The following is a 21,915-nucleotide window of genomic DNA, read 5'->3' as shown; positions in this document are numbered from 1 at the left end:
CGCTCACGATTTGTCTCCCTGGTCGGCGGACACAGGCGGCTGCTCGGCGGCCTGGCCGGAGGAAGCCTGGGCGCCCCGGGGAAGCGACTTGCCGGACCGGCGTCGCAGGACGCGCATGACCACGGCCGCCAGCATGATCGCGAGAGCGGCGCCGACGATGACGAGGGCGATGCCGGTGTACCCGGTGGCGCGGACCATCACGTGGACCTGCTCGCCGTACGGCCGGCCGTCCGCGGTGAGGAGCTGCACGGCGATCGTGCTGTCCCCGCCGCTGCCGTGCACGGTCACCGGGACGTTCACCAGTTGGCTGCGGTTGTCGAGAATGGTGAGCTGCTCGGTCTCGTAGACCCCTCCGCGGGCGTCGATCGCGAGGCGGGACCTGTCGTCGGACGTCACCCTGATCTTGAGCGAGATCTTCTCGGACAGCGAGTTGTCCACGCTGACCGGGACCTGCCCGTTGGTGCCCGCGAGCGCTCGGGGCGTGTCGATGACCGACACCAGGGCCATCCGCTGGTCGATGGACGTGCGCACCTGCTTGACGAAGCCGGCCACCCGCTTCGCGTCGCCCCGCCAGGACGCCGAGGCGAGCCGGAGCACGGCGTCGCCGAACAGGTTCTGCGGTTCGGTGGCCACCGCCTCGGCGATGTCCGCCTCACGGGCGAGCTTCTTCACGCCGCCGAGATAGGTCCGGGGCAGCTCGGACCCGCGGTCCTGGTCGGTGTAGACGAGGTCGGACCGCGGCACCTGCGTCTTCCCCGGCCGGATCGAGTTGAGCGTGGTCATCTGCAGCCACGGGGCCGACGAGGCGGCCTTGATCAGGCCGGACACGAACTCGGGATCGGGGTTCCACAGGCGTGTCGTCGGCGCCGCGATCACGGTCCTGACCGGCTGACCCTGCGGCGCGACCTGCTGCTGCTGAACCGCCCCCAACTGCTGCCCGATCCCGCCCTGCGTGGCCTGCTGCGGCTGCTCGAACGCGATCATCGCGGTCTCGGCGAGGAAGCGCTGCCGCGCGAGCAGGCCGGCCCCCGGCAGGGAGGTGTCCGTGCCGAGCGCCTCGCTCAGCGTGGGATCGGAGAGCAACGCGGTGACCGGTCCGGAGACGGTGTCCACCGTGGTGGCCGCGTCCGGGGTCATGGTGATCTGCGGGTCCGGCGGCAGAGTCGCGCCGGACATCAGGAGGGTGCGTACGCCCGAGGACGCCAGCTCGTCCAGGCCGTCGCGGTCCAGGGCGCCGCCGACCGGCCAGGCGGTCGCGGTCGAGATCTCACGGCCGAGCACGTCGCCCGCGACCTCGGCGCCCCGCTTCACCGCGTCCTGCGTCGGCGTGTCCAGCCCGGCATGGACCAGCGCGGTCACGTCCGGATCCGCGTACGGCGTGGCCACCACGGGCCGGCTGCCGAGCGCGGCGTTCAGGCCGTCGAGCCAGCGGCGGGCGCCGGGATCGGCGGCCTTCTTCGCACCCCCGCTCGCGGTCCTGACCGTGTATTCGCCGGTGGCGGTGCGACGGGCGTCGTCGAGCAGCGCGGGATCGACGAACCAGGTGACCGTGCGCCCGCTCTTCTGCACGAGGTCGAGCAGCGACGCGAGGCGGCCGGTGGAGACCGACGCGCGCAGGTCGTCGTCCATGAAGTCGGAGTCGCCCGCCCGGTGCGGCCGGTCCACGATCGGCATCGCGAGGGCGAGCTTCACCTTGGGCACGGGCTGCTCGGGCGGCACGTACGTCAGGAAGGTGCGCTCGATCTCGATCGGCTGGAGGGTGACGGCGTCCTGCACCTCGATGGCCAGGGGATAGACGCCCAGGCGCGACATGCCGAGATCACGCGGCGCCAGGGCGAACTCGAACCGCAGCTTGCCCGAGCCGTCGAGCGGCGTGGCCTGCACCTTGGTGCTGTAGGACGGTGTGGGGTAGCCCTGGCCGGCCGCGAAGGCCGCCATCTGCTCCCGCGACTGGAACGGCTGGCCCCAGTGGACGCGGACCCGGACCGGGGCCGACGGCGTGCCGGTGACCACGCCGGAGATCGTGACGGGCGCCGCCTGATCGCGCAGCACTCCGGAGCTGATCTGCTCCAGGACGAGCGGGTCCACCGCTCGCGCCTTCGCCGAGGTCTCGGCCGTCGCCCTGGCCGGTACGACGTTCGTCGCCGCCGTGCCCGCGACAGCCGTACCGGCCATGCTCGTCGGGGCGAGCAGGGCGGACAGCAGGATCAGCGGAGCGGCCTTACGAATCACGTGCGGGCCAGGTGTGAGGATCGGCGCACGCCCAGAATGGTATGGCCTAAGCCGTCCTCATTGGGCTTCCCAGGGTCGTCAGAGCGCGCGGCCGGGGCGTCGCGAGGTCCGCCGAGTCGCCCGCCACCAGCGAGAAGAGGTGCCGGGCACGGATTCGCAGCGCGGTGCGGCGTTCGCCCGTGACGGTGTAGACGGATTCGTCGGGATGGACGCCGTCGGCGAGTCGCCGGTCGATGAGGACCGTCAGGCCGTCGGGGAGCAGCAGCGGGCAGACGAGCCCCGCGGCGTAGTCGGTCACCGAGTTCACCAGGAAGGCCGAGGCGGCCGAGACGCGGTCGGCCCCGAGCAGGGCCGCCACCGCGGAGGGCGCGGGCGCCGCCCCGACGGCGCCGACCACGGCCACCGGCTCGGCCACCCCGCGCGTCACGGCGTCGAAAACGGTGACGCAGACGCAGCGCGCGGCGGGGGCGTCGAGGATCTCGGGCAACTCGTCGGCGCATGTCAAGGGGCGAGGAAGACGTACGATCTCATGGTGGATCTGGTGGGCGAGGAGCCAGCGGTGGATGGCGAGAGCGTCCTTCATCTCATTGCTCCTTGCCTCGTCCCAGAGCCCCCGGCACGGCCGTAAGAGGTGATCGCAGCGTGTCGGGGGAAACCTGTTCCGTGACCGAAGGACGTACCCAGCCTTGTCCGTTTCAAATCTGAGCGATATTCAGAAACGCTCCGTGGACGACCTTTTCCGGCGGATCGCTCCGGTCGCCGACGAGATCGGCGAGATGTTCGCCGCGCGCGGCCATGAGCTGGCCCTCGTCGGAGGGTCCGTTCGTGACGTCTTTCTCAGCCGGATCGGGAACGACCTCGACATGACCACGGATGCCAGGCCCGAACAGGTACTGGAGATCGTCAAGGACTGGGCGGACGCCGTCTGGACCATCGGCATCGACTTCGGCACCATCGGCGTCCGCAAGGGCGGCTGGATGCTGGAGATCACCACCTATCGCGACGAGTCATACGACCGGACCTCGCGCAAGCCCGAGGTCTCGTACGGCGACACGCTGGAGGGCGACCTCGCCCGGCGGGACTTCGCCGTCAACGCGATGGCGGTGCGGCTGCCCGGCCACGAGTTCGTGGACCCGCACGGCGGGCTCTCCGACCTGATGGCCAAGGTGCTGCGGACGCCGGCCACGCCGGAGCAGTCCTTCGACGACGACCCGCTGCGGATGCTGCGCGCGGCGCGGTTCGCCTCGCAGCTCGGGTTCACCGTCGATCCGAAGGCCGTCAAGGCCATGACCGCGATGGCCGGGCGGATCGAGATCGTCTCCGCGGAGCGCATCCGCGACGAGTTGGACAAGCTCGTCTGCGGCGGGCAACCGCGCGAGGGCCTGTCGCTGCTCGTGGAGACCGGGCTGGCCGCGCACGTCCTGCCCGAGCTGCCCAAGCTCCGCCTGGAGATCGACGAGCACCACCGGCACAAGGACGTCTACGAGCACACGCTGATCGTCCTGGAGCAGGCGATCGCGCTGGAGGATCCCGGCCCGGACCGGGTGTTGCGCTGGGCCGCGCTCCTCCACGACGTGGGCAAGCCCAAGACCCGCAGGAACGAGTCCGGAGGCCGGGTCTCCTTCCACCACCACGAGGTCGTCGGCGCCCAGATGGCCAAGAAGCGGCTGGCGGAGCTGCGTTTCCCCAAGGACGTCGTGTCGGACGTGTCGCGGCTGGTGGAGCTGCACCTGCGCTTCCACGGGTACGGCACCGGCGAGTGGACCGACAGCGCCGTCCGGCGGTACGTGCGCGACGCGGGCCACCTGCTCGACCGTCTGCACAAGCTCACCCGGGCCGACTGCACCACGCGCAACAAGCGCAAGGCGGCCGCGCTGTCCCGGACGTACGACCAGCTTGAGGTGCGCATCGCGCGACTGGCCGATGAGGAGGAGCTGTCCAAGATCCGGCCCGAGCTCGACGGGAACGAGATCCAGGAGATCCTCGGCGTGTCCCCGGGCCCGGTCGTCGGCCGCGCGTACAAGCACATGCTGGAGGTGCGCATGGACCAGGGCGTGATCGGTAAGGAGGCGGCGCGCGAGGAACTGCTCGCCTGGGCGCGGGCGGAGAACGTCCTGTCCTGATCGGGCCGCCTCTAGGGTGAGGGCGTGGACGCCGATGAGATCCTGCGGCTGGACCTGCGGCACGTGTGGCATCCCTACGCCGCCGTGCCGGCGGGCGTCCCGGCGCACGTGGTGCGCCGGGCGGCGGGCGTTCGGCTGACGCTCGCCGACGGGCGGGAGCTCGTCGACGGCATGTCGTCCTGGTGGGCGGCCGTCCACGGGTACAACCACCCGCGGCTGAACGAGGCGCTCCGCGGCCAGCTCGACGACATGGCGCACGTCATGTTCGGCGGCCTCACCCACGAGCCGGCCGTACGGCTGGCCCGGACGCTCGCCGGGATGACCGGCATGGACCGGGTGTTTCTCGCCGACTCGGGGTCGGTGGCCGTGGAGGTCGCGATCAAGATGGCGATCCAGCACGACGCCGGGCACCGGGGCCGCTCGACGCTGCTGACCGTGCGCGGCGGCTACCACGGCGACACGTTCGGCGCCATGTCGGTGTGCGACCCTGTCAACGGGATGCACCACCTCTTCTCCGGGGTCCTGCCGCGCCACATCTTCGCGCCCCGTCCGCCCGCGTACGGGCTGGACGACGACGACCCGCGGCTGGCGGCGTACCTGGGCGAGCTGTCGGCCCTCGTCGCGGCGCACGCGGACGAGCTGGCCGCGATCATCGTGGAGCCGGTGGTGCAGGGGGCGGGCGGGATGCGCTTCTACCACCCGGCCTGCCTGCGGCGGCTGCGCGAGCTGGCCGACGAGCACGACGTGCTGCTGATCGCCGACGAGATCGCCACCGGGTTCGGCCGCACCGGGGAGCTGTTCGGCTGTGACCACGCCGGGATCCGGCCCGACATCATGTGCGTGGGCAAGGCGCTGACCGGCGGCTATCTCTCGCTGGCGGCCACCCTCTGCACGGAGCGGGTGGCCGCGGGCGTGGGTGTGCTGATGCACGGCCCCACCTTCATGGGGAACCCGCTCGCCGCCGCCGTCGCGAACGCCTCGCTCGACCTGCTGGCGGAGCGGCCCTGGCGGGCCGAGGTGGCCCAGATCGAGGCGGGGCTCGCCGCGGGCCTGGCGGAGGCCCGCGACGCCCCCGGCGTGAAGGACGTACGGGTGCTGGGCGCGATCGGTGTAATCGAGACCCACCGCCCCGTCGATGTCGCGAAAATTCAGGACATCGTGATGGCGCGGGGCGTCTGGCTCCGCCCCTTCGGCACCCTGATCTACGCGATGCCGCCGTACGCCTGCACGCCGGAGGATGTGGACAGGATCGCCGCCGCCATGGTGGCCGCCTCAGGCGTTCTTTGACGTCTCGAGCGCGGCGGGGCGGTGCGAGGGGACGAGCAGGCGGTATCCCAGCGCTCCCAGCACGTACGCGCCGGCGATGACGCAGAGCGCGGCGTAGGACTTGCCGTTCGGCGGGAGAATCGTCGCCGCGATCAACGCGCCGAGCACGGTCGTGGCGTTGAAGAGCATGTCGTAGATCGAGAACACCCGGCCGAGATAGACGTCGTCGACGTCCCGCTGCACGACCGTGTCGGCACAGATCTTGACGCTCTGGCCGCCCACACCGAGCACGAATCCGCCGACGAGGAACCCCCACTGCTGGAACGGCAGGCAGAGCACCAGCTCCAGCACCCCGCAGCTCGCGAGCATCATCGGGACCCAGTTCTCGATGCCGAACCGCTGGCTGCCCCATGGCGTGATCAGTGCGGCGACGAAGAAGCCCACGCCCGAGGTCGCCACCACCAGCGTGATCCCCTTGAGCGCCACCTCGGCGTCGGTCGTGAAGTAGTACCGGTAGAGCATGACCACCAGCGCGATGGACAGGCCGTACAGCAGGCGGTGGGTGGCCATGGCGCCGAGCGCGGCCGCCGCGGGGCGACGGGCCAGGATGTGCCGCGCGCCGTTCAGGAGCCCGGCCAGCACGTCCCGGATCATCTCGCTCGCCCGCGGCCGGTCCGGATCGTATGCCGGGCCGAGCAGCTCACGCGGCATGGTGCGCGCGATCAGGGCGCTGAACCCGAAGACCACGCCCGAGACGATGAGCAGGGCGACGGTGCCGCCGGTTTCCGGGCCGATGGCGAAGCGGAGCAGGAACCCGACGCCCGCGCCGACGAAGGTCAGCACGGTGCCCGACGTCGGCGTCACCGCGTTCGCGATCATGAGTCGGTCGGACGGCACGACATGGGGCAGCGAGGCCCCGAGCGCGGCCAGGAAGAAGCGGTTGACGCCGAGCACGGCGAGCGCCGCGGTGTAGAAGACGGCGTCCGAGGCCCCGACGGCCAGCAGGGCCGCGGTCAGGACCAGCAGCGTGCCGCGCACGAAGGGCGCGATGACCAGGATCTGCCGTCGCGACCAGCGGTCGATGAACACCCCGACGAACGGCCCGAGCAGGCTGTACGGCAGGAACAGCACGGCCATGCCGGCGGCGATCTCCGCCGCGGTGGCCTGCTTCTCCGGGCTGAAGAAGGCGAAGCCGGCGACGGCGACCTGGAAGATCCCGTCGGAGAACTGCGACAACAGACGGGTTCCGAAGAGCCGTCTGAAGTCCCGCCCCCGCAGGACAACGCGCAGATCTGAGACGTAGGACACGGCGGCCAGCCTACGCGCGAGGTCCGACAGGCGTATCCGGATCATCCCTGACCCGTCCCTGATGATGCGCGTCACTTCCCGGGAGGCGGCGGGGAAAGGGCTTGTCACCGGATCCGCCGGTTCGCCAGGTTTCCGGGGACGGACCCCGTAACCTCGGTCGTGTGACCAATGACGAACATGTCGTGCTGGTCGACGGCGAGGGAAACCCCGTGGGCACGGCCCCGAAGGCCGCGGTGCACGGCACCGACACTCCGTTGCACATGGCGTTCTCCAGCTACGTCTTCGACCGTGAGGGGCGCCTCCTGCTCTCGCGGAGGGCCGGGCACAAGAAGACCTGGCCGGCGCAATGGACGAACAGCTGCTGCGGGCATCCGCTGCCGGGCGAGGCGCTTCCCGCGGCGGTGATCAGGCGGCTGGAGTACGAGCTCGGGCTCGTCGTCGAGAGCGTCGACCTCCTGTTGCCCCGGTTCGCATACCGGGCGGTGATGGACAACGGGACGGTCGAGAACGAGCTGTGCCCGGTCTACCGGGCGATCGTCTCTGCGGAGCCGGCGCCAAACCCGGACGAGGTCGACGCGGTGCGCTGGATGCCCTGGAAGCAGTTCGCCGACACGGTGATGAGCGGGGAGCTGGACATCTCACCCTGGGCCCGGGAACAGGTGCCGCAGCTCGTGGCGCTCGGCCCCGACCCGCTGACCTGGCCCGTCGGCGACCCGGCCCGCCTGCCTGCCGCCGTACGGTGACCCATACGAACGAAGACGCCCCGGCTCACGGCGAGCCGGGGCGGTGCGTCAGCGATCGACCTCGCCGCGGATGAAGCGCTCGACGGCCTGGTGGGCGACGTCGTCGGAGTACTGCTCCGGCGGCGACTTCATGAAGTAGGACGACGGCGAGAGCAGCGGGCCGCCGATGCCCCGGTCCAGCGCGATCTTGGCGGCGCGGACCGCGTCGATGATGATGCCGGCGGAGTTGGGGGAGTCCCAGACCTCCAGCTTGTACTCCAGGTTGAGCGGGGTGTCGCCGAAGGAGCGGCCCTCCAGGCGAACGTAGGCCCACTTGCGGTCGTCGAGCCACGGCACGTGGTCCGACGGGCCGATGTGGACGTCGGCCTTGGCCATCTCGTGCGGGATCTGCGAGGTGACCGACTGGGTCTTGGAGATCTTCTTGGACTGGAGCCGCTTCCGCTCCAGCATGTTCATGAAGTCCATGTTGCCGCCGAAGTTGAGCTGGTACGTGCGCAGCAGCTCGACCCCGCGGTCTTCGAACAGCTTGGCCATCACCCGGTGCGTGATGGTGGCGCCCACCTGCGACTTGATGTCGTCGCCGACGATCGGCACGCCCGCCTCGGTGAACTTGGCCGCCCACTCCGGGTCGGACGCGATGAAGACCGGCAGCGCGTTGACGAAGGCCACCTTGGCGTCGATCGCGCACTGGGCGTAGAACCGGTCGGCATCCTCGGAGCCGACGGGCAGATAGGACACCAGGACGTCGACCTTCGCGTCCTTGAGCGCCTGGACCACGTCGACCGGCTGCTCGTCGGACTCCTCGATGATCTCGCGGTAGAACTCGCCGAGACCGTCGAAGGTGTGCCCACGCTGCACGGTGACGCCGAGGGGCGGCACGTCGCAGATCTTGATGGTGTTGTTCTCGGAGGCCACGATCGCCTCCGACAGGTCACGGCCGACCTTCTTGGCGTCCACGTCGAAGGCGGCGACGAACTCGACGTCGCCGACGTGGTAGTCGCCGAACTTCACGTGCATCAGGCCCGGCACTCGGCTGGCCGGGTCGGCGTCCTTGTAGTAGTGGACGCCCTGCACCAGTGACGCGGCACAGTTCCCCACACCCACGATGGCTACGCGTACCGAACCCATCGCACTCGCTCCTTTACTTATCTGCCTCGGGCGTGTCCGCCCTCTTGGTTCCGTCCTGTACGACATGCGGTGGCTCTGTCGTCGTGCTCGGGTCCTCGCGAGCCGTGGCGCCGCGCCGTTCCGAGTCGATCAGCTCGTTGAGCCACCTGACCTCGCGCTCGACCGATTCGAGCCCGTGGCGCTGGAGCTCCAGCGTGTAGCTGTCGAGCCGTTCCCTCGTCCGGGCGAGAGCCGTACGGACGCTGTCCAGGCGCTCTTCCAGCCGGCTGCGGCGGCCTTCCAGGATGCGCAGGCGCACCTCCGCCTCGGTGTGGCCGAAGAAGGCGAAGCGGATGCCGAAGCTCTCGTCCTCCCAGGAGGAGGGGCCCGACTGGGTGAGGAGCTCGTGCAGCCGTTCCTTGCCCTCGGCGGTCAGCTTGTACACGATCTTCGACCGGCGGCCGATGACGGTGTCCGCCGGCGGCTCTTCTTCGGTGATGAGACCGTCGTTGAGCAGCGCCCTGAGGCAGGGGTACAGCGAGCCGTACGAGAACGCACGGAACATCCCGAGCAGGGTGTTGAGCCGTTTCCGCAGCTCGTACCCATGCAGGGGGGTTTCGTGTAGCGAGCCAAGGACGGCGAGCTCCAGCATGCCACCACGCGGGCCGGTCACCGGAACACCCCCTTGTATCTCGCAGATGTATCGAACCGATACATCTGCAGGATACGTCCGCGCTGGCATACCGTGCAACGTGTCAAGGGCGGGGCGCGATCCGGTAAAGAGCCGTAATCTGTGTCACATGCGGTCAGAGTGGACGCCTGGGACGGGGCGTGCTGAGCGGACGGCGTGTGTGCCGATCCGCCGGGACCGCATGGAATCGCGCGCTCCCCGCGGTCGCGCGGGATACCCCTTTTTCCCGCCTTTTATCGCTAATGTGACCAAGATCACGCCGCTGGAACATGATCGGCGTGAACACTTGGCGGCCAGGGTAAAAGGCGCGCCGTTCCCTCCCGTGATGCCCCGGGAATGCGGTGAAGTCCCCGTCCATGTGGTTCAGGTCTGCCAAGGTTGGGGCTGGAACCACAGGAACCGCCCGCCCGTTCCTGACACGGACGGCGGTCCGCCGGTTCAGGGTGGTCTCCTGAGGAGACGCGCTCACCCGCCGGCCCGCACCGGCGACATTCCCCCTGATGACTGAACGAGGACGCGTGACTTACAGCAGCTATGGACCGGAGCCGACCGGCCGTCCCGAGGATTCCTCGGGCTCCGGTGGATCAGCCCGCTCTGGGCGCCGCCGTCGCGCGGACGCCGCGCCCGGTGATCAGTACGGCCGTGCCCCCCAGGGACCTCCCGGCGGACGGCCGGGCGCCTCGCGTCGCAGCGAGGCGGCCTACGAGGACACGCAGGGCATGTCGCCCGTGCCGCCCGCACAGCGCCCGGGACCCGATCCGCGTAGGAACGGTCCCGGTGGCCCTGGCGGACAGGAGCGCACCCAGCACATGCCCCGGCCGGACGGCCCCGGCGGTCCTGGTGGCCGGCCGGGTGGTGATCGGACGCAGGTCATGGGCGCGCCCTCGGGGCAGCCGCGTCGCCGGGGCGACGGTGAGGAGACCCAGGCGCTGGGCGTGGACGGGCGGCGCCGCAGGGGCGAGCCCGGTCCGGGTGGTCGCGGCCCCGGGGGGCCGGGAGGCCGGGGTCCGGGAGGGCCCGGAGGCCGCGGGCCGCGGGGTCCTCGCGACAGCGACGACGATGACGACCGCAAGCCGCGCCGTACCGGGTGGAAGCGGTTCATCCCCAGCTGGAAGATCGTCGTGGCCGGGTTCACCGTTTTGGTGGCCGGCGTCTTCGGCATGATCGCCATCGCGTACGCGAACACGCCGGTCCCCGTGGGGGCGCAGGAGGACGCCACGGCCCAGGGCAGCGTGATCTACTACCGCGACGGCAAGACCGCCATCGGGCGCGTAGGCCAGTCGCGAGTGAACATCGAGGACATCAACAAGATCCCCCGGCATGTGCAGGACGCGGTGATCGCCGCGGAGAACCGCAGCTTCCGCGAGGACTCCGGCATCTCCTTCAGCGGCCTGATGCGATCGGTCTATATGACCGTCACCGGCGAGCAGGTCCAGGGTGCTTCGACGATCACCCAGCAGATGGCCAGGAACTACTACGACGGCCTCAGCAGGGAGGTCAGCGCGCAGCGCAAGATCAAGGAGATCTTCGTCGCGGTCAAGCTCAACAAGGAGAAGAGCAAGGACTTCATCCTCCTGCAGTACCTCAACACGGTTCCGTTCGGTCGTGGCGCCAACGGGATCGAGGCGGCGGCGCGGGCATTCTTCAAGAAGCACGTCTGGGAGCTGAACGAGGCCCAGGCCGCCTACCTCGCCGGTCGCATCCAGAGCCCCAGCCGGTTCGACGTGGAGGAGCAGAAGAATAACTTCGCCCCCACCCAGGAGCGCTTCGCATACGTCATCGACGGTATGGCCAAACTGGACCCGGCCAAGTACGGCGGGCTCCCGGCGAAGTACGGCGTGCAGGACGCCAAGCTCGTCGACCCCAAGAAGTTCCCCAAGCTGGCGAAGGAGAACAACAAGGACGCCATGGGCGGGCTCAAGGGCTACATGATCATCCAGGTCATGGAGGAGCTCAAGCAGCAGGGTGTGTCACCGGACATGGTCAGGAGCGGCGGCTACAAGATCATTTCGACGTTCGACAAGCGGTTGATGATCGAGGCGCAGAAGGCCGTGAAGGGCGTCACCAACGGCATGTCGAAGGAGTACAACGCCGGGCTCGCCGCGGTCGATCCGCGCAACGGCCGGGTGATCGCCTTCTACGGCGGTGACAACTACGTGAAGAGGAACTGGAACAACGCGTTCGACTCCAGGAAGCAGGCGGCCTCGGCCTTCAAGCCGTACGTGCTGGCTGCCTGGCTGGACGCCGGCCACAGCCTCAACAGCTACGTGCCGGGCAACGTGACGGTGCCGGAGAAGCTGCCCGGGACGACCCCGATCAAGAACAGCCACAACGTCGGCCAGGCCATCGACCTGGTCAAGGCCACCTCCCAGTCAGTCAACACCGCGTTCGCGTCCATGGCGTACACGATGGACGAGCAGAGCGGCACGATCGGCCAGCTCGCCGCGGTGAAGCAGATCGCCATCGGCGCCGGCCTCAGCAAGCAGTGGATGGACAGGGACGTCGCGGACCACAAGTACCTGTTCTCCATCGGCAGCGCTCTGGTGACCCCCGTCGAGCAGGCGGCGGGTTATTCGATCTTCGCCAACGCCGGCAAGCACGTGGACTACCACGTCGTCAAGGAGGTCAAGAAGGGCAACCTCGTCATCGTGCGCGAGCAGGCGACATCCAGGGACGTGATCAGCGCCGAAGCGGCGGCGGACGCCACCGTGGCGATGGAAGAGGTGCTCAAGTCCGGTACGGCCGCGGGCAAGGGCATCGGCCGTCCCGCGGCGGGCAAGACCGGCACGAACAACGACACGAAGGAAGCCTGGTTCGTCGGCTACACCCCGCAGCTTGTCACCGCGGTCGGCATGTACCGCGAGGAGTGCCGCACCACCAAGAGCGGCAAGCTCGTCCCGCTCAAGGGACTGGCCTGTCCCAAGGGATCCTCGGCCAAGGAGGCCTCGCTCGGCTTCGAAGGTGCCGACAAGCCGACCAGCATCTGGCGCGCGTTCATGCTGGAGGCGATGAAGGACGAGAAGGTCGAGCAGTTCCCCGGCAGGTCCGGCATCGGCCAGCCCGAGAACATCGTGCCCAGCCCGACACCGACGCCGAAGGCCACGCCCGAGGACGATGGGTTCCCCCCGGACGACTTCGGGTTCCCGCCGGACGACACGACCGGCTGCGACCCCATGGACCTCTCCTGCAACGGCGGGAACATGGATCCGGGCGGTGACGGCGAGGACCCGGTGGACGTCGGCAACGGCTTCGGCCAGGCCCCGGCGGCGGCCCCCGCGCCCTCGCCGTCCGGCACCAGGAGGACCACGCCCAGCACGGGCAGGTAGCGCCCGAAGCCCCCGCGCGTCCCGTACGCGCGGGGGCTTCGCCTTTTCCGTGAACGGGAGAATCCGCTGAAAGATTCAGTGCGGAACGCGCTGAATTCGCCGCCCGCGAACCCGGTAAACGTGGAGGGCCGGGCGAACATCACGAAAGACCGTTCCACCGATTCTGGCTTATTGTGCGTACGGCGCCGCTGCTGAAAAGCTGATCGTCGGTGGGCGGAGAGCCGCCCGTACGCCCCCCGCAACCTTTCCCCCGAAGTGAACGATAGGCGCGTGATGACTCGGACCACCAACGCTCCTGGGCCGCTCGGCACGGCCGCGCAGAGGGCCGTGCCGTACCTGCCGCTCGGGCTCCTCGCCGGCCTCGGCGCGGTGCTCGCGTTTCTGTGGAAATGGCCGTGCCGGTTCGGGGGCGCGTGGAACGGCGGCATCGGGCAGTACACGAACTTCTGCTACACCGACATCTATCCGCTCTGGTGGGCCGAGCACCTGAACGAGGGGAAGATCCCCTACGTCGACTATCCGGTCGAATACCCCGTCGGCATCGGCGCGATCATGGAGTTCGTCCGGCGGCTGGCGAGCGGCGACGGTGTCGCGTTCTACGACATCACGGTCATCCTCATGGGCGGCTCCCTGGTCGCCGGCGTGCTCGTCATGGCGGCCCTGGCCGGGCCGGCCCGCCGCTGGGACGCCCTCTGGTACGCCATCGGCCCGGCGGTCATCCTCTGCGCGTACATCAACTGGGACCTGGCGGCCGGGGCGCTCGCGCTGGGCGGGCTGCTCGCCTGGTCGCGCGACCGGCACATCCTCGCCGGGGTGCTCCTCTCGCTCTCGGTGGCGACGAAGTTCTATCCGCTGATGTTCTTCGGCGCGCTGTTCCTGCTCACCGTGCGCACGGGGAAGTGGACGCCGTTCCTGCGTATGGCGCTCGCGGCGGCCGGGACCTGGCTGGTCGCCAATGTGCCGGTCATGCTGATCAACTTCGAGGGCTGGAAGCGGTTCTACTCCTTCAGCAGCGAACGCGGCGCCGACTGGGGCGGCCTGTGGTTCTTCTTCCAGCGCAAGGACTGGGGCTTCCTCGCGGACGCGGAGTCGCTGAACACGATGGCCATGGGCGCGCTCGCGGTACTGCTGCTGGGCATCGCGGTCCTCGCCGTGGCGGCCCCGCACCGCCCCCGGCTGATGCAGCTCTGCTTCCTCGCGCTCGCCGCGTTCATGGTGACGAACAAGGTGTGGTCGCCGCAGTACGTGCTCTGGCTGGTGCCGTTCGCCGTCCTGGCCCGGCCGAAGTGGGGCGCGCTGCTCGCCTGGCAGATCGCCGAGTGCTGGTACTTCTTCTCGATCTGGCTCTACCTCACCGCGCAGTATCCGGAGGGGGCGGACCTCGGCATCGGCGACACCGCGTACTTCCTGTCGGTCTGGGCTCGAGCGATCACGATCGTCGTCCTGATGGCCCTGGTCGTACGGGACATCCTGCGGCCGGAGCTGGACACGGTGCGGGCATCCGGGGCCGACGATCCGTCCGGCGGCGTGTTCGACGGGGCCGAGGACCGGTTCACGCTCCCGCCCCGGCCGAAGGCCGACGTCCCGGTCGTGGAAGCCTGAAAGGGTGCGACATCGGTTTCCCTGGCAGGTCCTGCCGGTCTGGCTGATCACGCGCCTGGCGCTCTTCCTCGCCGCGACGCAGGTCATCCCGGTCGGGCACGAGGGGTCGTTCGAGGGCGACGTCACGCTGTACGGCAACTGGTCGCGGATCCTGCTCGGCGGTGAGTTCCCCGCCGGGGACGACAAGTGGCAGTACCCGCCCTACGCGGCGCTGCCCATGCTCGCGCCGCACCTGCTGCCGTGGAGCTACCGGATCGACTTCTACGTGCTCGCGCTGGTGTGCGACCTGGCGATCCTGCTGCTGCTGTGCCGGTTCACCGTCAAGACCGGCGGCAGCCGTACCGGCGTGTGGGCGTGGACGATCGGCGCGGCCCTGCTCGGGCCGCTGCTGATCTCCCGGTACGACCTGATGGTGACCCTGGTCGCGGTCCTCGCGCTCACGCTCTCGACGAACCCGGCGGTGCGGGGAGCGCTGATCGGGTTCGGTCTGGCGATCAAGGTGTGGCCGGTCGCGCTGCTCGCCGGGCTGCGCCGCTGGCGCGAGCTGTTGACCGGCGGCGCCTCGGCCCTGGTCGTCGTGGTGCTCGGCTGCGGCGTGGCCACCCTGGTCCTGCCGCACGCGCTCGACTTCCTCACCGCCCAGCAGGACCGGGGGCTGCAGATCGAGTCACTCGCGGCCACGCCGTTCGCGCTCGCCCGCGCGCTCGGGTGGTGGGGCGGGTTCACCACGTACCAGCACGGTGCGATGGAGCTCGTCGGGCCCGGCGTGGAGACGGCCACCCTGGTGAGCGTCGCCGCGACGCCGGTCGCGCTCATCCTGCTCGCGGTCTGGTGGTTCCGCGCCGCGCCGACCGAGAGGACCTACTATGACGCGGCGCTGACCACGGTCCTGTTCCTGGTGGTGACCAGCCGGGTGCTGTCGCCGCAGTACCTGATCTGGATCCTCGGCGTCACGGCCGTGGTGTTCGCCGCGCGGACCTGGCAGCGGCCCGCCGCCTGGCTCATCCTCGTCGCGACCCTGCTGACCGGGATCATGTACCCCTGGGTGGAGGAGGATTACAGCTGGAGCGGCCGGCTGCCTGGCACGCTGATCCTGGTCGCGCGCAACCTCGTCTTCCTCGCGGCGGCCGTCGTGTCGTTCGTCCAGCTCTGGCGGAGCACCCGCAGGCCGGGCCGGGGCCGGCGCGACGAACTCGCCGCGGTTGGCGAGGATCTGGGCGTTTCCCGGGACGGCATGGCCGCGCGCGGTCCCGGGATCCGAAAGGCGTAGGCCCTTACCCGTTTTTACGCGCGCTCAATCCAGAGAAGTTATCCACAGGCTGTGGATCCGTGGTGGGGATCAGAGGTGCTTGCGTAGGAAGGCGATGTCGTCCGCCTGGCCCTCGAACGGCGTCTCCACCACGATCGGCGCCTGCGCCTGGCGGCAGATCGCGATGATCCGCTCCGTGTCGATCTGGCCCGCCCCCAGGTTGGCGTGGCGGTCCGCGCCCGAGTCGAAGGCGTCGCGCGAGTCGTTGCAGTGGATCAGGTCGATCCGGCCGGTGATGGCCTTCACCCGGTCCACGACGTCGGCGAGGTCCTCGCCGCCCGCGTGGGCGTGGCAGGTGTCCAGGCAGAATCCGATCATCGAGGCGTCGCGCGCGCCCGAGGTCACCGCGTCCCACAGGCGGGCGATCCGGTCGAGCCGCCGGGCCATCGCGTTGCCGCCGCCCGCGGTGTTCTCGATCAGCACCGGGATGGGGCAGTCCATCCGCTCGAAGACCTTGCGCCAGTTGTCGAACCCGATCTGCGGGTCGTCGTCCTTGTTGACGTGCCCGCCGTGGACGATCAGCCCCTTGGCGCCGATGGAGGCGGCGGCCTTGAGGTGGCTCTCCAGCAGCTTGCGGCTCGGGATGCGGATCCGGTTGTTCGCCGTCGCCACGTTGATCACGTAGGGCGCGTGGATGTAGACCTCCACGTCCGAGTCCCTGATCGCGTCCGCGCTCTCCGGGAGGACAGGGCCCTTCCAGCCCTGCGGGTCGCCGAGGAAGAACTGCACGACGTCGGCGTCGCGCGCCGCCGCGTGGGCGAGCGGGTCGTCCTGGTCGACGTGCGCGCCGATGCGCGGGAGGCGCCCGTCCTGGCCACTGCCCATCGTCGTCGTACCTCCGTGGGTCGGGGAAACGTGTGTGGAAGGAGCCGCGTGCTCCTCCGTACGGCCGGGCCCGGCGGGAGCGTGCCGCCGTACCGACACTAGGTCGTACCGACACTAGACGGTCCGGTCGGCGCGCGTCCCGATGGCGAGGGGGACCTTAAGACACCGGTAAAGAGCGTTTCAAGAAGACGTGACCGGGCAGCCTCCTCGTCAGTGGCGCCGCACGCGCCGGATCGCGAGGAGGCCGACATGACCCCCCGGCTGCTCCGTGTCGTCTTTCTGATCTATCTCGCCGTCGGCGTCTATGTCGCCTGGACGCACCACTATCTGACGCCCGGCGTCCTGCGGCAGATCGCCGAGGCGTTCCTCTCCGTCTTCCTCTGGGTGCTCGTGCTGCTGGGCGTGGACCTCCACCTGGCACGCTGAACGGCCGGGCCCGGCGGCCCGGTGTCACGCGTCAGTGGGTCGGGAGGAACCCGCCGTGGGCGATCCCCAGCGCGGCGCCCACGAAGGAGCCCACGATCCCGATGATGATGAGGCTGCGTTGCGGGGTCGTCACGGAGACATACTGCGCGTAGAGCCCGCCGCAGAAGCCGATCGTGCCCACCCATGAGGCGACCGGGTGGAGACTGACGACGAACCCGGTGACGAGCGCCAGGAGACCGACGACCAGCGTGCTGACCGCCAGGGTGTTCTCCAGAGTGTGCGGCTTGCCGTCCGTGTTGAGGGTGAGGCGGTGGGTCGGCCTTCTGACGCGGCCAAGGACGTTCGGCATGTGCGTCACCCCTTTCTGCTGCTCAGTTTCCCTCGCGGGGGCGCGTACGGCCAGGGGACTGGTAGCCTGAATCGGCTGTGTTGGATATGCGTGGGGTGGAATTTCCCCGCGCCGCCCGCAGCGTCCTCCTGTCACGGCAAGGCGTCGTGACCGCAAGAGTCCAGAGGAGGTTGGATTCCGCATGCGTCGTTACGAGCTGATGGTCATCCTCGACCCGGCGCTCGATGAGCGCACCGTGCAGCCCTCGCTCGACCAGTTCCTCAGCGTCATCCGCAACGATGGCGGCACCGTGGAGAAGGTCGACGTCTGGGGCCGCCGCCGGCTGTCCTACGACATCGCGAAGAAGGCCGAGGGCATCTACGCCGTGGTCGACCTGACCGCGGAGCCCGCCACGGTCAAGGAGCTGGACCGCCAGATGAACCTGAACGAGGGCATTCTCCGTACCAAGGTCATCCGTCCCGAGCTCCACTGACCGAGAACGGCCGAGCCCGGCGTTTTTGTCGGGCCATGGCCGTACTCTGAAGCCCTTACGGCTGAGCTGACGGGATAGGAAGGCGAAAGCGACCGATGGCAGCAGGCGACACCACGATCACCATCGTCGGCAACCTTGTCGACGACCCGGAGCTGCGCTTCACCCCGACGGGGCAGGCTGTGGCCCGGTTCCGCATCGCATCCACTCCGCGGTTTCTGGACCGCCAGACCAACGAGTGGAAGGACGGCGAAGGCCTGTTCCTGACCTGCAACGTGTGGCGACAGGCGGCGGAGAACGTCGCCGAGAGCCTGCAGCGCGGCATGCGGGTCATCGTGCAGGGACGGCTGCGCCAACGGTCGTATGAGACCAAGGAAGGCGAGAAGCGCACGGTCTACGAGGTCGAGGTCGACGAGGTCGGCCCCTCGCTGCGCAACGCCACCGCCAAGGTGAACAAGACCGCCCGGCAGGGTGGCGGCGGTGGCGGCGGCTTCGGCGGCCCCGCGAACGACCCCTGGGCGTCGGCCAGCCCCGCTCCTTCGAGTGGCGGCGGCTTCAACCAGGGCGGCGGCGGCGGTGGTGGCGGCGGCTTCGGCGGCGGCGACTTCAGCGACGAACCGCCTTTCTAGATCACCTTTCCAGGTGACACCAACCCACGAAAACGTATCCGAGCGACCATTCCCGCATCTTGCGGGGCTCTGAAAGGAGCACCACGATGGCGAAGCCGGCACTGCGCAAGCCGAAGAAGAAGGTTTGCCTGTTCTGCCACGACAAGATCTCCTACGTCGACTACAAGGACACGGCGCTGCTGCGGAAGTTCATCTCCGACCGCGGCAAGATCCGTGCTCGCCGGGTGACGGGCAACTGCACCCAGCACCAGCGCGACGTGGCCACCGCTATCAAGAACGCTCGTGAGATGGCCCTGCTGCCGTACACGAGCACCGCGCGCTAAGGAAAGGAGTCTCAGGACATGAAGCTCATTCTCACCACTGAGGTCTCCGGCCTCGGCGCCCCCGGCGACATCGTCGAGGTCAAGGACGGCTACGGCCGTAACTACCTCATCCCGCGCGGCTTCGCGATCCGGTGGACCCGCGGCGCCGAGTCGCAGGTCGCCTCGATCAAGAAGGCCCGTCAGGCCCGCGAGATCCGCGACCTGGGCACGGCCAAGGAGGTCGCCGGCCGGCTCGGCGCTCTCAAGGTGGTCCTGAAGACCCGCGCCGGCGAGGGCGGCCGTCTCTTCGGCTCGGTCACCACCGGTGACATCGCCGAGGCCGTCACCGTCGCCGGCGGTCCGCAGCTCGACCGCCGCCGCATCGAGATCGGCAATGCGATCAAGAGCGTGGGCTCCCACCGGGTCAGCGTCAAGCTGCACCCCGAGGTGTCCGCGACCCTGGACGTCGAGGTCGTCGCCGGCTGACCCAGCCGTCACCCGACCGAATCGAAGGGCCCTTCCCGTGCCGGGAGGGGCCCTTCGACGTGCGCGGCCCTTCGACGTGCGCGGCCCTTCCCCAGCGGGCCTGAAATAAACGGCCGATAGTATCTAGCCCGTCCCAAACGCGGACCATGCACGATCTTTATGCCATGGAGGCTGAAATGCACCGTCCTTCGCTGTTGCTGGCGCTCGGCGTCCTCACGACGGCGGCGGTCGCGTGCGCACCGGCCACCAACGACGCGGCCCAGCCGGCCGGGGGCACCTCGGGCAGCCCGGCCGCCGCGGCGAGCTGCGCGAAGGACCAGCTCACGCTGATCACCCCGGGCAAGCTGACCATCGGCACCGACAAGCCCGCGTACGAGCCGTGGTTCAAGAACGACGACCCGACCAACGGTGAGGGCTTCGAGAGCGCGATCGCCTACGCCGTGGCCGACAAGCTCGGCTTCACCAAGGATGAGGTCGCCTGGGCCACCATCCCGTTCGACACCGCGTACGCGCCGGGGGACAAGAAGTTCGACTTCGACCTCAACCAGATCTCGATCACCCCCGACCGGGCCAAGGTCGTCGACTTCAGCGAGGGGTACTACACGGTCAAGCAGGGCATCGTGGCGCTGGACGGCGGCAAGTACGCCTCGGCCACGGGGCTGGCCGACCTCAAGGACGCCACCATCGGCGTCCAGGTCGGCACCACCGCGCTCGACGCGGTCAAGAGCGTGATCCAGCCGGCGAAGGAGACCAAGGTCTACACCCAGCAGGTGGACGCCGTGAACGCGCTCAAGAACAAGCAGGTCGACGCCATCGTGGTGGACCTGCCGACCGCGTTCTACGTCACCGCCGCCCAGGTGGAGAACTCCAAGATCGTCGGCCAGTTCGCCGCCACCGGCGGAACGCCCGAGGAGTTCGGGCTCGTCTTCCAGAAGGGCAGCTCCCTGGTCTCCTGCGTCAACGAGGCCATCGGCGCGCTGAAGTCCTCCGGTGAGTTCGCCAAGATCGAGCAGCAGTGGCTGAGCGCGGCGGCCGGCGCGCCGGAGATGAAGTGACGCAGCCCCCCAAGAGCCCCCGGCAGCTGGAGAGGGAGCGGATCCGCCGCCGGCAGGCGATCCGCTCCAGCTCGGTCGCCACGGCGTCCACCATCGTCTTCCTGACCCTGGTGGGCGTCCTGGTCACCACCTCTCCGGGCTGGCCGCGGGTGCAGGAGACGTTCTTCAACCCCGAGGCGTTCGTCCGGTCCCTGCCCGACGTGCTCCACGGCTTCTGGATCAACGTCCGGATCTTCCTCATCGCGGAGCCGATCATCCTGGTGCTCGGGCTGCTGGTCGCCCTTGCCCGGGGGCTGCGGGCGCCGGTCTTCTTCCCGCTGCGGGTACTGGCCGTGGTCTACACCGACGTGTTCCGCGGGGTACCGACCCTGCTCGTCATCATGCTCGTCGGCTTCGGCCTGCCCGCGCTCCAACTGTCCGGCGTGCCGTCCGACGAGATCACCCTCGGCGTCATCGCGCTCGTCCTCGCGTACAGCGGGTACGTCGCGGAGGTCTTCCGCGCGGGCATCGACACGGTGCACCCGAGCCAGATCGCGGCGGCACGCTCGCTCGGGCTGTCCCACGGGCAGGCCATGCGCCACGTCGTGCTCCCGCAGGCGGTGCGCCGGGTGATCCCGCCGCTGCTCAACGACTTCGTCTCCCTGCAGAAGGACACCGCGCTGGTCTCCACGATCGGTGTGATCGAGTCGCTGCGGCAGGCGCAGATCTACGCCGCCGGGAAGTTCAACTACACCCCTTATCTCGTCGCGGCGCTGCTGTTCATCCTGCTCACGATCCCGATGGCGCGGTTCACCGACTATCTGTCGGCGCGGGCCGCCCGCCGCCGCGGCCCCGGAGGTGCCTGATGACGCTCCTGCGCATCGAGGGCGTGTGGAAGAACTACCACGACCAGAGCGTGCTGCGCGGCATCGACCTCGACGTGGCGGCGCACGAGGTGGTCACCCTGATCGGGGCCTCCGGCTCCGGCAAATCCACGCTGCTGCGCTGCGTCAACCTGCTGGAGACCGTCGACGACGGCGCCATCCACCTGGACGGCGACGAGATCACGGACGTACGCGCGGACGTGGACGAGGTCCGCAAGCGGATCGGCATGGTCTTCCAGTCCTACAACCTCTTCCCGCACATGACCGTGCTGGAGAACATCACCCTGGCCCCGCGCAAGGTCCACAAGGTCGCCCAGGCGCAGGCCGAGGAGCAGGCGCGGGAGCTGCTGGCCCGGTTCGGCCTCGCGGACAAGGCGGGGGAGTACCCCGACCGGCTTTCCGGCGGCCAGCAGCAGCGGGTGGCCGTCATCCGGGCCATCGCCACCCAGCCGCGGCTGCTGCTGCTCGACGAGGTGACCTCCGCGCTCGACCCGATCCTCGTCACCGAGGTGCTGAGCATCATCCGCGAGCTCAAGGACACCGGGATGACGATGATCCTGGCCACCCACGAGATGAGTTTCGCCAGGGACATCTCCGACACCGTCTGCTTCCTCGACGGAGGCGTCCTGCTCGAACGCGGCTCTCCCGACCAGATGTTCTCCTCGCCCGAGCATCCGCGTACCCGCGAGTTCCTCCAGCGCGTACTGGACTCCGGACGACTCTGACGCTCCCCGGGGGCGGTCGGCGGCGGTGACGGCCGCGTCCGTGGCGCGTGCGCGGCGCGAGCGGGCCGCGCCGTACAGG

At 69.5% G+C, this 21,915-nt stretch carries 21 protein-coding genes; 14 read left to right on the top strand and 7 right to left on the bottom strand.

Annotated features, from left to right (window positions below; genetic code table 11):
- Positions 1-3: 3 nt before the first annotated feature.
- On the bottom strand, positions 4-2,232 hold the full coding sequence (locus tag ACQP1V_RS42555; RefSeq protein ID WP_433417402.1) for a hypothetical protein: 2,229 nt from the start codon (positions 2,230-2,232) through the stop codon (positions 4-6).
- Between the two features lie 46 nt (positions 2,233-2,278).
- Entirely contained in the window at positions 2,279-2,815 is a 537-nt protein-coding gene (locus ACQP1V_RS42550; protein WP_433417399.1) for an aminoacyl-tRNA deacylase, read from the bottom strand.
- Positions 2,816-2,918: 103 nt separating this feature from the next.
- On the opposite strand from ACQP1V_RS42550, the gene ACQP1V_RS42545 reads away from it, so the two are divergent.
- A complete protein-coding gene (locus ACQP1V_RS42545) occupies positions 2,919-4,355 on the top strand; it encodes a CCA tRNA nucleotidyltransferase (RefSeq protein ID WP_433417397.1) in 1,437 nt (478 codons plus the stop codon).
- A gap of 24 nt (positions 4,356-4,379) precedes the next feature.
- A complete protein-coding gene (locus tag ACQP1V_RS42540; protein ID WP_433417394.1) occupies positions 4,380-5,642 on the top strand; it encodes an adenosylmethionine--8-amino-7-oxononanoate transaminase in 1,263 nt (420 codons plus the stop codon).
- On the opposite strand, the gene ACQP1V_RS42535 is transcribed toward ACQP1V_RS42540, so the two are convergent.
- A complete protein-coding gene (locus ACQP1V_RS42535) occupies positions 5,628-6,929 on the bottom strand; it encodes an MFS transporter (protein ID WP_433417391.1) in 1,302 nt (433 codons plus the stop codon). The two genes, ACQP1V_RS42540 and ACQP1V_RS42535, sit on opposite strands and share 15 nt — an antisense overlap.
- A 161-nt stretch (positions 6,930-7,090) precedes the next feature.
- On the opposite strand from ACQP1V_RS42535, the gene idi reads away from it, so the two are divergent.
- Positions 7,091-7,672 carry an isopentenyl-diphosphate Delta-isomerase gene (idi, locus tag ACQP1V_RS42530; protein WP_067137597.1) on the top strand — a complete coding sequence of 194 codons (582 nt, stop codon included), beginning with the start codon at positions 7,091-7,093 and terminating at the stop codon, positions 7,670-7,672.
- Positions 7,673-7,720: 48 nt separating this feature from the next.
- On the opposite strand, the gene ACQP1V_RS42525 is transcribed toward idi, so the two are convergent.
- Both ACQP1V_RS42525 and ACQP1V_RS42520 read right to left on the bottom strand, forming a co-directional pair.
- Positions 7,721-8,800, bottom strand: a complete 1,080-nt coding sequence (locus tag ACQP1V_RS42525) for an inositol-3-phosphate synthase (protein ID WP_387413924.1) — start codon at positions 8,798-8,800, stop codon at positions 7,721-7,723.
- 13 nt (positions 8,801-8,813) lie between these two features.
- A complete protein-coding gene (locus ACQP1V_RS42520) occupies positions 8,814-9,452 on the bottom strand; it encodes a PadR family transcriptional regulator (RefSeq protein ID WP_218001966.1) in 639 nt (212 codons plus the stop codon).
- An 827-nt stretch (positions 9,453-10,279) separates the two neighbouring features.
- Between ACQP1V_RS42520 and ACQP1V_RS42515 the strand changes: the two genes are divergently transcribed.
- From ACQP1V_RS42515 to ACQP1V_RS42505, 3 genes are all read left to right on the top strand, one after another.
- Positions 10,280-12,796 carry a transglycosylase domain-containing protein gene (locus ACQP1V_RS42515; RefSeq protein WP_433417386.1) on the top strand — a complete coding sequence of 839 codons (2,517 nt, stop codon included), beginning with the start codon at positions 10,280-10,282 and terminating at the stop codon, positions 12,794-12,796.
- A gap of 273 nt (positions 12,797-13,069) precedes the next feature.
- Entirely contained in the window at positions 13,070-14,398 is a 1,329-nt protein-coding gene (locus ACQP1V_RS42510; protein WP_433426131.1) for a glycosyltransferase family 87 protein, read from the top strand.
- Between the two features lie 4 nt (positions 14,399-14,402).
- A complete protein-coding gene (locus ACQP1V_RS42505; RefSeq protein ID WP_433417383.1) occupies positions 14,403-15,668 on the top strand; it encodes a glycosyltransferase 87 family protein in 1,266 nt (421 codons plus the stop codon).
- 69 nt (positions 15,669-15,737) lie between these two features.
- Here the strand turns inward: ACQP1V_RS42505 and ACQP1V_RS42500 are convergent, their stop codons facing one another.
- Complete coding sequence (locus tag ACQP1V_RS42500) at positions 15,738-16,532, bottom strand: deoxyribonuclease IV (RefSeq protein ID WP_387413928.1); 795 nt, start codon at positions 16,530-16,532, stop codon at positions 15,738-15,740.
- Between the two features lie 249 nt (positions 16,533-16,781).
- Here ACQP1V_RS42500 and ACQP1V_RS42495 point away from each other — a divergent pair, with 249 nt between their 5' ends.
- Positions 16,782-16,958: a hypothetical protein gene (locus tag ACQP1V_RS42495; RefSeq protein ID WP_433417381.1), complete on the top strand. Its 177-nt coding sequence runs from the start codon at positions 16,782-16,784 to the stop codon at positions 16,956-16,958.
- Positions 16,959-16,989: 31 nt separating this feature from the next.
- Here the strand turns inward: ACQP1V_RS42495 and ACQP1V_RS42490 are convergent, their stop codons facing one another.
- Entirely contained in the window at positions 16,990-17,307 is a 318-nt protein-coding gene (locus ACQP1V_RS42490) for a hypothetical protein (protein WP_433417378.1), read from the bottom strand.
- A gap of 181 nt (positions 17,308-17,488) precedes the next feature.
- Between ACQP1V_RS42490 and rpsF the strand changes: the two genes are divergently transcribed.
- From rpsF to ACQP1V_RS42455, 7 genes are all read left to right on the top strand, one after another.
- Positions 17,489-17,779 (top strand): 30S ribosomal protein S6, encoded by a 291-nt coding sequence (rpsF, locus tag ACQP1V_RS42485; protein WP_433417375.1) that lies wholly within the window; start codon positions 17,489-17,491, stop codon positions 17,777-17,779.
- Positions 17,780-17,874: 95 nt separating this feature from the next.
- The gene (locus ACQP1V_RS42480) at positions 17,875-18,405 is read left to right on the top strand and encodes a single-stranded DNA-binding protein (RefSeq protein ID WP_433417372.1); all 531 of its coding nucleotides are present in this window, start codon (positions 17,875-17,877) and stop codon (positions 18,403-18,405) included.
- Between the two features lie 86 nt (positions 18,406-18,491).
- Positions 18,492-18,728 carry a 30S ribosomal protein S18 gene (gene rpsR / locus ACQP1V_RS42475; protein WP_061256131.1) on the top strand — a complete coding sequence of 79 codons (237 nt, stop codon included), beginning with the start codon at positions 18,492-18,494 and terminating at the stop codon, positions 18,726-18,728.
- An 18-nt stretch (positions 18,729-18,746) separates the two neighbouring features.
- Positions 18,747-19,193 (top strand): 50S ribosomal protein L9, encoded by a 447-nt coding sequence (gene rplI / locus ACQP1V_RS42470; protein ID WP_387413933.1) that lies wholly within the window; start codon positions 18,747-18,749, stop codon positions 19,191-19,193.
- Positions 19,194-19,369: 176 nt separating this feature from the next.
- Positions 19,370-20,248: an ABC transporter substrate-binding protein gene (locus ACQP1V_RS42465; protein ID WP_433417369.1), complete on the top strand. Its 879-nt coding sequence runs from the start codon at positions 19,370-19,372 to the stop codon at positions 20,246-20,248.
- Positions 20,245-21,093 carry an amino acid ABC transporter permease gene (locus ACQP1V_RS42460; protein WP_433417366.1) on the top strand — a complete coding sequence of 283 codons (849 nt, stop codon included), beginning with the start codon at positions 20,245-20,247 and terminating at the stop codon, positions 21,091-21,093. The genes ACQP1V_RS42465 and ACQP1V_RS42460 overlap by 4 nt, the downstream gene beginning before the upstream one ends.
- On the top strand, positions 21,093-21,836 hold the full coding sequence (locus ACQP1V_RS42455; protein WP_433417363.1) for an amino acid ABC transporter ATP-binding protein: 744 nt from the start codon (positions 21,093-21,095) through the stop codon (positions 21,834-21,836). Before ACQP1V_RS42460 ends, ACQP1V_RS42455 begins: the two co-directional genes overlap by 1 nt.
- The last annotated feature ends 79 nt before the right edge of the window (positions 21,837-21,915 follow it).

This window comes from Microtetraspora malaysiensis (genome assembly GCF_050947145.1).
GTDB lineage: Bacteria > Actinomycetota > Actinomycetes > Streptosporangiales > Streptosporangiaceae > Microtetraspora_A > Microtetraspora_A malaysiensis.
This window is presented reverse-complemented; position numbering and strand designations above follow the sequence as displayed.